Below are 14025 nucleotides of genomic sequence, written 5' to 3'. Positions count from 1 at the left end.
ATGAGGGGGATGGATAACTCATAACTCCTAACTCCTAACTCCTAACTCCTAACTCCTAACTCCTAACTCCTAACTCCTAACTCCTAACTCCCCACTCTCTAATAATTATTTCCCCAAAACCTCAACACGTACTGGTGCTACGCCACTGCCCATCATTCCCAAAACCCTAGCCGCGCCAGTAGACACGTCAATGATTCGACCCCGAATGAATGGGCCTCGGTCATTAATTCGCAGTACTACAGAACGACCATTGCGGGTGTTGGTTACACGGACTTTTGTACCAAAGGGTAAGCTACGATGAGCGGCAGTCATGCCTTCAGGGTTGAATCTCTGGCCGCTAGCAGTACGATTACCAGAAAAGTCATAACCGTAAAAAGAAGCTATGCCTCTCAAGGTGGTTTGCACTACTCCGACGGCAATCTGTTGAGGCTGCTTTGGCATTGCTATTGGCGATCGCACAGGTAAATTAGCAATTTCTTTTAAGGGGGATGCATTGCCTAGTAGCCTCCGCAGGCGATTCGTTGCTTGCAATGCATCTTGCGCCAGATTGTTGGTGCTATCTGCTAGTCGCGTACCTTCGTTGATTTCGACTAATTCTTCGCCATTAATTTTGATTACATAGCGATCGCCATTTTGTTGGAGAGGGGCGCTTTTGCGTTGCGCTTGATTATCAGCCGATTTTTCCCCTGCTTTCCAACTTACGGTAATCTTACTCCCGTCCACATTTTCCCGGTTCAACTGGTTGATCTTAGCTGCTATTACACCAGCTATCTGAACTGGGTCATTGTTGGCGGAGCTAATCTGGTTACTCACACCTGTTACGCTCCCAGTATCCAGTCCATTTGATGAATTGCTAGCAATAAGGGCGTACCTTTGTACGCCCCCAGTATTTCCAATTGCACCAACTTTTTTACTTTCAAGATTCGTATTTGATACAGAACTCAAAAAGGTGAGAACAGGTATATTTCGGATAAAAAGGGTTGCCGCCTTACGTCCTCTAATGTTGTGAGGATGAATTTCTGTAATCACAGCATCCAAGGTTTGTTTCCCTGCTCTGGATTGATACTCTCCCACCTTCACCACATCAGGGGCGGGTGATTTCTGGGAAGCTAGCGCATTTCCCTTGGTGGTTTGAGTGCAACCAACTGAGGGTATGCCCAAAGTAGCCATAGACAGGGCAACAATAATCCACAAATGTCTTTGATTCATGCGTCCGTTTTTTAAAGCGACTGTAGAATTTAAGTTTCATAATTCGCGGGATTTTTCACTTTGTAAAAATGACTTCCCTGCTGAAAAACTCGAATTCGTTCCGTTTCCACTTTGTTATTTATAACTGCAACAGACTAGCACGAACCTTTTGGCTTGGGGATCAGGGTTTTAGCGTAATTCTTGGCAGCCTTCTCAATTTAAATTCCAATTTTAAGGGCGAAACCTTTCTCAAATGCGGACTTTGGCTATGTAACGCTTTTTTTGACAAGTCCTAAATTTCTTAAAAAAACTTTACGCTTATTGCACGCTAAACTGACGATACCCTATTCACATCGGTTCTAAAGGCTCGTCGCTACCCGTGTATTCTATATTACATTTATTTGGGCTATTTAGAATTAGAACATAATATAACTTTAATTGAATAGCATCGGCATAAATACTTTAAATAACTTATTTTATGAAATCTTTAGATTTCTCTACGAATAAGTCATGATATGAGTTACATCTTAAATAATTATGTAAATTAATTTGGGTTTAATATCTGTTTTCAAAGTTTTTTCCACTTAGATTAATCATGACTTTTATTTTCCATGACTAGGCTGGAAATAGTGATATATGTAACTTAGTATCACAGTAATACTGAGTATAAAAAAAAGGGAGATACTCAACCTAATATTTTTCAGGATGAATGATAAAAAAATTAAGAAATCTTTGCGATCGCTTGGAAATCAAACTTCAAAAGTATCATAAAGCACAATAGACTTTTTCTTGCCTAAGTAGTTGCTCAAATATGATTTTTTAGAGCAAGCTATCGGTTCAAAAATCTTTGCGGCTGTAGGGATGTACAGCTGCACCCCTACTATATATAGTTAGTATTTTGGGGAATGCTATCAGTGTGATGATAAACCAAGCACATCAAGGAGATTTAGAAATAGATCCATCGCCATTAAAAGCTTTTCTTAAGGATTTGCATTCTCAGTACAAGTCAGTACGAGAGGGTGCAGTAGCGAAATACATTCCAGAACTGGCAAAGGTAAACCCGGATTTGTTTAGCATTTGCATTGTGACAGTAGATGGTCAAGTTTACAAGGTTGGGGATTACGACCAACTCTTTACCATTCAGTCAATTTCCAAGGTGTTTGCTTATGGACTTGCCTTAGAAGATCATGGACTAGATTACGTTTTGACTAGAGTTGGCGTAGAACCGACGGGGGATGCATTCAACGCGATTGTTTTGGATGAGCAATCGAAGCGACCTTATAATCCAATGGTAAATGCAGGTGCGATCGCAACCACCAGCTTAATTAAAGGTTCCGGCCCCACCGAACGCCTCAACCGAATGCTGGATATGTTTCGGCGATATATTGGCCGGGATGTGTTCGTTGACATTTCAGTTTTTACCTCAGAACGGAGTACAGGGCATCGCAACCGCGCAATGGCGCATCTGATGCTCAACTTTGGCATGATTGACCGGAATATAGAAGAGTCGCTGGATCTTTATTTCCAGCAGTGTGCTGTGATGGTGAATTGCCAAGACTTAGCAGTGATGGCGGCTACCCTTGCTAACAGAGGTATTAACCCGATTACCAAAGAACAGGCGGTAGATAAACGTTACATCAAAGATATTTTGAGTGTGATGTATACCTGCGGGATGTACAACTTTGCAGGTGAGTGGGCTTATAAAATTGGGATTCCGGCCAAAAGCGGTATTTGTGGCGGGATTATGGCCGTTGTACCCAATAAGATGGGCATTGGAGTTTTTTCACCGTTGTTAGATGTGCGTGGTAATAGTGTACGGGGGGTTAAGGTGTGTGAAGAACTTTCCCAACGCTTAGGTTTACATCTATTTGATTGTTCAGGTTAAGAGTGAATCGGGAATTGGGAATTGGGTTATTCCCCTAGTGGTCTGTCCCATTAATTTTGCGGGGTTGTAGAGACGCGAAATTTCGCGTCTCTACAGGGTTTTGGTAACAAACTAATCAATCAGAATTAATGAGACAGAGCACTAGTTTACAATTCTTCTGCTTGGGGAAGCGGGAAGATTTCACCAGCTAAGTAAGCTTGAAAATGCTTTTGGAAATATAACCAGGAAGTCATATCTTCCCCATCTATCAATGCTTTTGGGGCTTGTTTATATAAAGGAATCCGGTTATTAATTTCGTCTTGCAGCAGTGGAGGCAGTTCTGTTAAACCATTGACTTTGCTACCAACAGCACTGTAGATTAGTTGACCGGGGCGATCGCCCATTTTCATCCAGGGAAGCCATTGACCAATCCTATCCCAGGTTAGTTTGAGTTGAGAAACTGAAGAGAGGGCTGGGTTGAATAAATCTGCGGTTGGCACTGTTAATTTAAACAATTCTGCTGCCTGATAAATTGGATTTGGGCTATATTCGGCAAATTTGCGATCGTCTGCTAAGGGATTGGGGTAATAAGGAAATATATCAAAAACAAAGGTTGTACTGTCACCATCTACTTGTGCGGGGAAATTTCCCTTAAACGTGCCCTGGACTGGATTATTAGCAACGTGAATCACTGAAACTGTCTCGCCTGTCCAAGGATTCTCCCATTTGGGTAAGACTTCATCTGTTTGTGGGTTGAGGTAGTAAGTTAATTCCCTGGAAGTAAAATCCCAGCTACCCTCTGCTGTGGGAATACATCTGCTAACACTCAATCCCAGCATCTTAAACAGCAGTTGTCTTTTCTCACCGGGGATAAAAGCGTAAATTTTACCTTTCCAAGTCAGGAAAGTGGATTCGCTAGGGTCGAGGGATGAACGAGTTTTAACCCAGTGCTGCGCTTCAAGTTCTTGGATTTGGGCAACCATCTAAAACATCCTTTGTATTTGGATAACAAAAGAATAAGCTATCACCATTCAAGTTGCATCTTTAGAAGTGGGGAGGCACGGGAGGGTAAGCTGATTGATATGCGTCTAAATTATATAAACATTCTTTATAATCGTTGACGGTTGACGGTTGACGGTCAACAGTCAACAGTCATCAGGTAAATGCGTAACTTCTAGTTTCTATGCCGCCTCGGAATAAATTTCGAGTCTCATAGCTAAAGTCCACGCTTGCTGGACTAAATGATTAATTCAGTCCACTTGAGTGGACTTGGGCTATCAGCCCAGAACTTCAGTTCTGGGCGGGATGTCAGTAAGTGTGACAGTTTCACTCTGACAAAAATGTGGGTAGAGAATTTTTCGACTTATATGTACACCGTAGGGAACGGGGCAGAGGGTAGAATAACTCTCAATACTGCTCGGATAAGCAGGGGAGGCAGGGGAAGCTCTTGAGGCAGGGGAGGCAAAAACTCAACGCCAGCCTCCATTTCTCCCCCAGCTATTGAACAGCTTGCCTCAACCAAGAAATTCCTTAACCGAGCAGTATTGGAATAACTCTTAACTCCTAACTCAGCACTCAAAACTGTTTTGCCCAATGCCCCGATCAATTAAACTGGTTCAGAAAGTCGCTCATCTAGACGGCGAAACAAAAACAGCCAAAGCGGTAGAGAACTATTAATTGCAATTAGTCGCACTAAATGACCAGTTGTAACAATTTCAACATTATGATTCAATGTTAGGGAAACCAGGATCATTTCTGCTGATCCTCCTGGTGCTGTGACTAAAAGACAGGTTAACCAGTCCCAAGAGGTTAATTGCATTGCAAGTATAGCAGCGATCGCTCCCGCTATTAAGGTCATTCCCACAGACAGTAAAGCATAAACGACAGTCCGCTTTCTAAAGTTGGGTTTGTCTCCCCAATACTCACCAATAGTAATTCCTAAGAGCATTTGACCCAATAAGTTAATTATTGGCGGCGGACTAAAGCTAATATCACCTACAAAAGGTAGCCAATGTAGCAAAGGATTAAACCCGATACCAATTAATAATGCACCAAAGAAATCGCCAGCCGGAATTTTAAATAATATAGCTGGATAAACTACTAATCCAGTAATTACCAGTACTAACAAGAGTAATTCTAATTGAAATGGATCGAAATTGAGCCAAGCAGCATTGATTGGGAGTGTTTGTGCATAGTAATTACCAGTTGATGTCTTAGCGATGAAAGGAATTAGAATAACTACTGAGGTGACGCGAATCGCTTGAACTAAGGCAACCAAACTAACATTTTTGTTGTAATCGGCGGCGATCGCTGCCATAATTCCTACACCACCAGGAACTGTTGCCAGCATTGCTGTTAACAGGTTGGTTTTGCTAAGGCGCGAGTAAATATAACCAATACAGGTTCCACTCAGCAGCATAAACAAGGTAAGAAAAATAAATATGGGAATACCAGAAGCAACACTAGCTAGATTCCCGTGGGTATTGGAAGCACCGACAGTTAAGCCTACAAGTGCCATTCCGACTTTTCTAGCAGTGCGGTTAGGTTGGGGAGAATATTGATAAAAAATTCGACACCCTTGAAGAACCAGTGTACCAGCAGCAATCCCGCCAAATATCCAAGCAATCCTACCAATTTGGAATTTTGCCAGAAGTAAACCCAGAGGTAATGCCAGAAGCATTTCCAAGACAAGGACAATTAATTGCTTTGTAAATAGCTGTTGTTTAGTAACAACGGGATTTTCATTTTGGTGTTCTTCTAGGTTAGGAGCAACACTTAGGCTTTGATTCATCTATAATAGGTTTTTTTATTAATTTAACTTATCTACTTAAGCTAGGGCGATCGCACAAGATAACTAGAGTCTGTCAAGTCAAGTTTACTAAGTTCGTAGTGAGCGCTAAAGCGCTCAAATCTAAGACTTTAGCCCTAGATTTTTAAGCACTGAAGTGCTTACTACAAACTTAATGAGACACTAAATTATATAAACATTCTTTATAATCGTTGACTGTTGACGGTTGACGGTTGACGGTTGACTGTTGACGGTTGACGGTTGACTGATGACCGTCAACAGTCATCAGGTAAATGTACAATATTATTTGCGTAACAGCTTACTAGGTCTAAATTTAGCGCGTGTTGTATTCAAACAAAAATACTTATAGAGAGAGGATAGGGGCACAATGATCGTTGTGCCCCTACGAATAATTTGTATTCCTTTCAATGGTTCAGCCGTTTAATCTTCGTCAAGGGCTGGGAAAGCTTCTTCAAGTTGCCACAATCTATCTTTATTTTCAACGAACCAAATACGAGTTTCTGGACTTAATTTACTCCAAATGTCTTCAACAGGGATGTGAGGAGATGCATATTGGTACTGCTGACCAAGTGATTTGAGATTTTCTGCCACATCACGGGGAATTCCGAATTGTTCCCAGTCAACTGTTATGTGTCTTCCCGAAACTCCGGCTGTGGGGTCGAAAACTAATTGTGCTGATCTGACTAAATCAGCAAAATGTTTCGGTTTGAGTTTGGTGATCTCCTGAATTTGGAGTGATTCGTTATGCTCTTGAGACATTATCGCCGCAGTGGTAAAGATTAGTGATTCAGTTGAACTTACTGCCAGAGATTTTTATCCCAATATTTTTACTTTAACGCAGAGCCACTAATTTGAGCATAACTTAACCATACAAGGGGTTTAAGGAAATTGTTTAAGTAGACTACTAGTAGTCCACCACACTCAATACTGCATAGGTTTTGAAGATTTGTAGGTTGGGTTGAACTTTAGTGAAACCCAACAAAGCCCTGGAAATGTTGGGTTTCGTTCCTCAACCCAACCTACACATTTTTATTTTTTAGCCAAAACCTACGCAGTATTGCCACCACACTAACAATGATTGGGTGAATAATTTCGTAGTAAGGACTTTAGTCTTTGATTTGAGCGCCCAAGCGCTCACTACAAACCAAGCATTGTTGACTTGGCGGACTACTAGGGTAAAACTTTAAAAATTAACAATGAGCAAGCATTTTGAGTAAGTCAAAGCTGCTTTTGCTTACGGAAAAAACCAGAATGAGAAAGCAAACTGGGGTTTGAGTAAGTAAAAGCTACTTTTGCTTGCGGAAAACACCAAAATGAGAAAGCAAATACAGCTTTTGAGAAAGCAAACCGGGGTTTGAGTAAGTCAAAGCTGCTTTTGCTTGCGGAAAACACTGAAATGAGAAAGCAAACTGAGGTTTGAGTAAGCCAAAGCTGCTTTTGCTTGCGGAAAACACTAAAATGAGAAAGCAAACTGGGGTTTGAGTAAGTCAAACTTCATTTTGAGAAAGCAATTTAAGTATTTTGATAAGGGAACTCCAAAAAATAAATTATTTCACATTCAAGTCCGTTGACTGTTGACTGTTGACTGTTGACTGTTGACTGTTGACTGTTGACTGAAAACTCGTGAACCGTCAACGGTCAACAGTGAACAATAGCAATGGAATATTTTTTTACTTGGAAGTTCCTAAATTAAATAGGTATTTTTATAAAGCAATGAGGCTTTTTGATAAAGTAATCGGCAAATATACTTGACAATTAAAAATCGTGTCTGCAAAAATGAAGTAGGCAATCAAATCACTTAATAAGTTTTTTATAACTTTCAATTAGTGATTTTTTTATAGAAAAATTACCTCAGCTACTCACTTTCGATTAAAACTGTAACCGCAGCGATCGCAATTAACATTTCATCATTTTTATCGTTGAGTTCGGGAATCGCCCGCCCTTGAACTACCATCCCGCCAGCTTCTACGGTAAGGGTTTTTCTACCAAATGGTAGTACAGCGAGTACTTCTTCTTCCCTAACTTGTTCGGGGTATGGTACTGCTACCTGAACCTCTATAATCATTTCATTGGGGTGACTTAAACCTGCAACTTCCCAAACACCAGGTAAAGCATTGTGAGCGATCGCATTTCGTACTGCCCTAGATGCTGCTACTGTAGGTTCTTGTCCATGCTGATCTATTCCCATCCCCATCTCAATAATCAACCGTTTACGCGCCATTACTACCTCCGGTAAATCTTTCATGTTTCACCAAAAAAGGCAGAATTTGAGTACCACACAGGTTATTGCACCCTTCTGCCTCCTGCCTTCTGAGGTACTTTAGACAATATGCTGCAAGCGACTCAGACGTTCTGAGTAACTTTTCATCACCTGTAGGGCAAACATGGGTGTTTCCTGAACAGCAAAGAGAAATTTTTGTTCATTAAGGAAACCCAGTTTGCTATCCACCTTGGCGATCGCTGTGTAAGTTCTATTTTTTACTCCTACAAGTACCCCAACACCAAAAACGTCGCCTGTGTCAATGGTTTCTACAACCTTGCCATTGACTAATACATCCACCTCTCCTTCCAGAATTCCGTACATATTATCACCAGGCTGTCCTTCTTCAAAGATGACTTGCCCTGCTGAAAATGCTTGAGGGTCGGGTTGTTTTTGAAAGATACTGATTGTTACTACAGGACTTAACATTTAGAGCAACCCCAAAATTATTGGTTTTTAGACGAAACTTTTTAGATAGCTTTACGCGAACCTAGAAAAGTATACTACTATTTGCATCGTTTATTTGAAGAATTTACTTTATTTACGTTTGGTAATTAGCCAACCTAAAGCAATAAATATCAAGGTAGCAATGATGCTTAAAGTTAACGATGCGTAAAGGGGATGTTTTTGGATTAAGGGGAGATTAATTTTATCAATATGTGTTGTGAATACACCAGAGGCGATCGCACCACCGCCAAAGCCGATACCTAATATCTGGATTGTACTTTCTAAGGAGCGATCGCGCTCGGCTTGTTCTATTTCTACTATGCCGCGAATTGAGTCTACTGCTCTACCCAATAATTCTGAACCGTGACGAAAATAACCTAAATCGGCGTTTATTTGTTGTTGGAAGTAAGGGCAATTCTTTTGGCTAAATGTTTCTAAAAAGTTGATATCTTCGCCTGTTATAGCATGAATTTTCTGTAATCTTTCATCATAGTTATAGGCATTAATGGCGATTGTATTTTGGTATTCTTCTAAGTTTCGCAACAGGCGGGTATATGTTAATGCTAGCTGGGGTAAAGCTTTTAATTGATTTTTTAAGCCAGTTAAATTAGCTATATCAATAGATTTTTGCTCACCTACTTTAGGAACTTTATCAATCTCTGCTTCTATTTGCAGATAAGCTGCATCTAGTTGCTTATAAATTTCTCGGCTATCTTTATAAGCTTTGACAACTTTGGTGTGGAAGAAAAATAAATCTAATAATTCTTGATAGCATTGGTTAAATTTAATATCAGGTTGTTCATCTGCAAATAACCAAATCAGCACATGCTGATAGTTAGATATTTGGCTAAATAAACCATATTCAAAAATCGGACTACCAAATAATTCACCTTGGCGATTGAATGGCAATTGTTTCTGGCTATCTGGAAAAATTGCTGTTAAACATTCGTCGGCTATTTGCTTGATAACTTTTTTGTCCTTTGCACCTGTTAGCCAAGCTGTAATCAGCAGAGTTTGTCCGAGAAAAAGTGGATGTTCTTTAAAGGTGAGACAGTTATTTTGATTGAACCGACTTAAAAAAGTAATATCTACATCTGACGTTGGCTGATCATTTTCTTGTTCGGGACGACGCAAATTCAACCACAGACTGTAGCTGTCATAAATCCGCAATGGATGAGCAAAACCTTTAATTAGTACATCTTGAGTTTGGTTTAGCGGAACTTTACCCGCAAATGATATTGCATAATTATCATTAATAACTTCTGTATCTTTGAGCAAATCTACACGGGGATTATCAGGTTCCTTGTTTACGTCTATACGTTGGTACAGATGCAAGTCTTGATGTAAGGTTTTATCAACTATTTCATCACCAGTTTGCCAGATAAAGTTTTTATCAACCGATGGATTGTTTGAGTTTTTGTACAGTTGAAAAGCAAATAGATGGACGTTAGGTGCATATACTTTCATGGTTGGTTTGGCTGGGGTGGTATTGTCTTTTTATCTTGCAACTTTTGTAGTTCATCTTGCAAAACTCGGTAGCGATTTACTTGGGTGTTTTCTTGAGCTTCTGGCTTCGTTTTACTAACTTTATCAATTTCTCTTTCTTCAAGTAATACAGCATCTCTGACATCTTCGTGATTGATATACCAGTTGCGAATTGCTTCTGCTACTTCCTGCGGCGATTGGGTTTCAAATTCGGCAATAGTTTTTTGCAGTCCAGGTATAGTGGCTATGGCTTCAGGTGAGAACACATAATCTTGATTTCTCACAACTTCGGTAAATGCTTGGATGAGTTTATCGGCTTCCATCTGTTTATTTTTGTGTTGGTTGAATATTATTTTACCCCACCCTAACCCTCCCCTTGTAAAGGGGAGGGAACAAGAATCTCTTGTTTCCGCCCTTGTAAAGGGGAGGGAACAAGAATCTCTTGTTTCCCCCCTTTACAAGGGGGGATTAAGGGGGGTAATTCGACTTGTATATACACGGGTTAGCCCGCAACCGAGGAGCTTGCTCTGATGTAACTTGTATGTTTAGGAAACGCTATAAACAGGAGATATAGCACAAAAAGCTGCCCAGAATTCTGGTCTTTTAAATGGTTGCTCCTCTGGTTTATAGTTTGATAAATAATCTATAATTTTTTGCTTCTGTTCTCCTTCTATTTCTGTTTTATTTTGAATCCATGTAATTATTTGTGTTTGCGTTGCTTGGCGTAACCATTGCTGGGCTGTGTTGAGAGCTAGCACTACATTATTTGGGTTAGTTTTTAGTATCTCATAAAGTTTAATCATTAATAAAGATGTGTGAAAGTCGCTCACTGCCCATAAACTACTAATAATGTTGGCTGCACCCGCACGGATAAATCCACTGGCTAAACCAATATATTCATCGCTATTGTTGTTGATGTCAATTAAGCCTGTTTCGCAAGCTGAAAGACAAACTAGACGACAGTTGCGTAAGTTTAATAAAAAGATATCTTCTAGGGTGAGGCATTGATTTAAATCAATGGATGTTTCATTATCAACTCGCACATAGCGCGATGATGCAGTCTTAGCGAGAATTTTAGCGTCTGCTAACTGTAACCCAGATTTCAGAGGTGAGTTGAAAGCGAAATATCCATGACAAGAAAAGTGCAGCCATTGAGCATTTTGGAAATTATCATTGGTTGATGATTCTGCTAAAGCTGCTTTGGTGGCTTGGCTATGTTTGAGGATTTGGTGAGGTTGAAAGTCTGCTGCTATTGTTTCGACTTCGATATCTGTAAATTCTAAGTCGTTTGTGGGGTTTTGAATAGCAAATAGGTGGCCCAGTTGTAAATTTAACCCCACCCCAACCCTCCCCGCAAGCGAGGAGGGAGCAGGATTTACAGGTGTTTTAGGCGATGAGTCTAAGTTTTGCGTTTTGAGTTGAGCGAAACGCAAAAGTTGACAACTAGGTGCATAACTTATACCTTCTGGAAATTTATCAATGAGATACTCTGGTGTTGAAGAGTCGCTAGCAGATAGGGGTACGGCATGGAGAGGTAACAGGTGCAGGTAAAGATGGGGAATTAAAATCAGTTTTTGGCAATGAGATGGGACTAGCGAAACTATTTCATTGAGGTGGAGAATTTGCGCTAGTTGAGTAAGTTGATTATTAAGCTCATATCGCCATTGTTTTTTATCTTCGCGGTAAAGCTGGAGATATTCATTAGTCCAATTTCTCAAGTTGTCTAAGTCTTGTTTGTGAGAATGCCAGATTGCTGGTTGATCGTTGTGGCTGGTGATGATGAAAGCGCGAAAACAATCATTAAAAATGTACCACTGGATAATTGCAGTTTTGTTGTCTAGAAGGTTTTGAATTTGTGCAAAGTGGATGGTGCTATCAATTGAAGGGAGATTTGCTTCACCGCCTACTGGTGCTTTAGCTATTTGGGCAAGTTGTTGATTTTTGGCTAGCAGTTCTACTAAGTTGCGGGTTTTGCTCTGCTCGATATATTCTATTGCTTCCGTGTCTCTTTTTAATTGTAGGCAAACTTGCACCATCCTTTGATAAAGCTTATTCCATTCTTCTGCTTGTTTATGCTTTGCTTCATCGCCAGAAACAATTTCTCCCCACAATGATTTGACTGTAGCAATGGCAGAGGCAAAGGTAGTGTAAGCTAAGTCAAATTGTTCTGTGTCTTGGTAGAGAATACCAAGATTGAATAAAGTTTCTGCATGGTTTTGAGGAAAGGCGCTGCGGGTTCTAACTTCGAGTGCTTGATTATAAGCAGCGATCGCTAATTCAATATTCTCGGCTCGTTCTCCGAATATTCTGTCACCGTAAGCAGCCCCCAGATTATTTTGCGTGGTTGCCCAATTTACAGGAAAGGCGCTGCGGGTTCTAACTTCGAGTGCTTGATTATAAGCAGCGATCGCTAATTCAATATTCTCGGCTCGTTCTCCGAATATTCTGTTACGGTAAGCATTCCCCAGATTATTTTGCGTCATTGCCCAATCTACAGGAAAGGCGCTGCGGGTGTAAACTTCGAGTGCTTGATTAAAAGCAGCGATCGCTAATTCAATATTCTCGGCTCGTTCTCCGAATATTCTGTCACCGTAAGCAATCCCCAGATTATTTTGGGTCATTGCCCAATCTACAGGAAAGGCGCTGCGGGTTCTAACTTCGAGTGCTTGATTATAAGCAGCGATCGCTAATTCAATATTCTCGGCTCGTTCTCCGAATATTCTGTCACCGTAAGCAGCCCCCAGATTATTTTGCGTACCTGCCCAATCTACAGGAAAGGCGCTGCGGGTGTAAACTTGGAGTGCTTGATTATAAGCAGCGATCGCTAATTCAATATTCTCGGCTCGTTCTCCGAATATTCTGTCACCGTAAGCAATCCCCAGATTATTTTGGGTCATTGCCCAATCTACAGGAAAGGCGCTGCGGGTGTAAACTTCGAGTGCTTGATTAAAAGCAGCGATCGCTAATTCAATATTCTCGGCTCGTTCTCCGAATATTCTGTCACCGTAAGCAATCCCCAGATTATTTTGCGTCATTGCCCAATCTACAGGAAAGGCGCTGCGGGTTCTAACTTCGAGTGCTTGATTATAAGCAGCGATCGCTAATTCAATATTCTCGGCTCGTTCTCCGAATATTCTGTCACCGTAAGCAATCCCCAGATTATTTTGCGTCATTGCCCAATCTACAGGAAAGGCGCTGCGGGTGTAAACTTCGAGTGTTTGATTATAAGCAGCGATCGCTAATTCAATATTCTCGGCTCGTTCTCCTAATATTCTGTCACCGTAAGCATTCCCCAGATTATTTTGCGTCGTTGCCCAATTTTCAGGAAAGGCGCTGCGGGTGTAAACAGTTAGGGCGATTTCATAGCCAGCGATGCTAATTTCTATGTTGTTGGCTTTACTACCCAAGGGGAACTGCTGAATCAGATTACTAAAATTAAAAATTACTCCGGCGATGGATGTTGCTGTATCTGGTTCCGCTTCTGCTAGGGTATTTGTTGCCCAACGGCGCAATAATTCAGCAAAAATATGATTAAGTTTATCGGTATTTGCAGCCAGCAATGGGTAAATTACTTGAGCATCGCCGTTGCTTTTTGCTGTTGCTTGCAGTATTTCTAGTAAAAATTGCCCGTAAGTCTCTATATCTTCTTGGGTGATGGGGGAAGTTTCCGGGGTGAGTTGTGTTGCTAGGTTTCTCAACGAGTTTGCAGTATTTTCATCACCCTGCTGGGCAAAATGCTCTGCTGCTGCTACAACAACCTGCACAAAATCAGCGTCAAGCAATTCAGTATTAGCTGCTAATATCTCTGGTTCTTCCCCGCTAGGGCAATCTAGCAGGGTTTGAATTAGCTGATTATAAGCCTGTAAACGCTGTTCGTTCATGAGCAGGTGTGAGTTAGACGCATTTTGATGAAGCTTCAACAATATTATGCTCAATTTCGGAAAGATGAGGGGTAAAAAGTTTTAGATTCTC

At 40.8% G+C, this 14025-nt stretch carries 11 protein-coding genes; 1 reads left to right on the top strand and 10 read right to left on the bottom strand.

Annotated elements, in window-relative coordinates; genetic code table 11:
* Positions 1–105: 105 nt before the first annotated feature.
* Positions 106–1209, bottom strand: a complete 1104-nt coding sequence (locus D1367_RS12485) for a septal ring lytic transglycosylase RlpA family protein (protein ID WP_118166742.1) — start codon at positions 1207–1209, stop codon at positions 106–108.
* Positions 1210–2107: 898 nt separating this feature from the next.
* Between D1367_RS12485 and glsA the strand changes: the two genes are divergently transcribed.
* Entirely contained in the window at positions 2108–3073 is a 966-nt protein-coding gene (gene glsA, locus D1367_RS12480; RefSeq protein ID WP_118166741.1) for a glutaminase A, read from the top strand.
* Between the two features lie 146 nt (positions 3074–3219).
* On the opposite strand, the gene D1367_RS12475 is transcribed toward glsA, so the two are convergent.
* The 9 genes from D1367_RS12475 to D1367_RS12435 all read right to left on the bottom strand — a co-directional run bounded on the left by D1367_RS12475 (position 3220) and on the right by D1367_RS12435 (position 13934).
* The gene (locus D1367_RS12475; RefSeq protein WP_118166740.1) at positions 3220–4035 is read right to left on the bottom strand and encodes a DUF1838 domain-containing protein; all 816 of its coding nucleotides are present in this window, start codon (positions 4033–4035) and stop codon (positions 3220–3222) included.
* Between the two features lie 623 nt (positions 4036–4658).
* Positions 4659–5843, bottom strand: a complete 1185-nt coding sequence (locus D1367_RS12470) for an AbrB family transcriptional regulator (protein WP_118166739.1) — start codon at positions 5841–5843, stop codon at positions 4659–4661.
* A gap of 438 nt (positions 5844–6281) precedes the next feature.
* Positions 6282–6620 carry a hypothetical protein gene (locus tag D1367_RS12465; protein ID WP_118166738.1) on the bottom strand — a complete coding sequence of 113 codons (339 nt, stop codon included), beginning with the start codon at positions 6618–6620 and terminating at the stop codon, positions 6282–6284.
* A gap of 753 nt (positions 6621–7373) precedes the next feature.
* On the bottom strand, positions 7374–7496 hold the full coding sequence (locus D1367_RS32785; RefSeq protein WP_267255511.1) for a hypothetical protein: 123 nt from the start codon (positions 7494–7496) through the stop codon (positions 7374–7376).
* Positions 7497–7716: 220 nt separating this feature from the next.
* The gene (locus D1367_RS12455; RefSeq protein ID WP_181985199.1) at positions 7717–8082 is read right to left on the bottom strand and encodes a Lin0512 family protein; all 366 of its coding nucleotides are present in this window, start codon (positions 8080–8082) and stop codon (positions 7717–7719) included.
* Between the two features lie 99 nt (positions 8083–8181).
* A complete protein-coding gene (locus D1367_RS12450; RefSeq protein WP_118166735.1) occupies positions 8182–8550 on the bottom strand; it encodes a Crp/Fnr family transcriptional regulator in 369 nt (122 codons plus the stop codon).
* Positions 8551–8658: 108 nt separating this feature from the next.
* Entirely contained in the window at positions 8659–10035 is a 1377-nt protein-coding gene (locus D1367_RS12445) for a hypothetical protein (protein ID WP_118166734.1), read from the bottom strand.
* On the bottom strand, positions 10032–10376 hold the full coding sequence (locus tag D1367_RS12440) for a hypothetical protein (protein WP_118166733.1): 345 nt from the start codon (positions 10374–10376) through the stop codon (positions 10032–10034). Before D1367_RS12440 ends, D1367_RS12445 begins: the two co-directional genes overlap by 4 nt.
* A gap of 222 nt (positions 10377–10598) precedes the next feature.
* Positions 10599–13934, bottom strand: coding sequence for a CHAT domain-containing protein (locus tag D1367_RS12435; RefSeq protein WP_118166732.1), 3336 nt, complete (start codon positions 13932–13934; stop codon positions 10599–10601).
* Between the last annotated feature and the right edge of the window lie 91 nt (positions 13935–14025).

It is taken from the genome of Nostoc sphaeroides, from assembly GCF_003443655.1.
Lineage (GTDB): Bacteria > Cyanobacteriota > Cyanobacteriia > Cyanobacteriales > Nostocaceae > Nostoc > Nostoc sphaeroides.
Note: the sequence above shows the minus strand (reverse complement) of the source record. Positions and strands in the feature narration are given on the sequence as shown.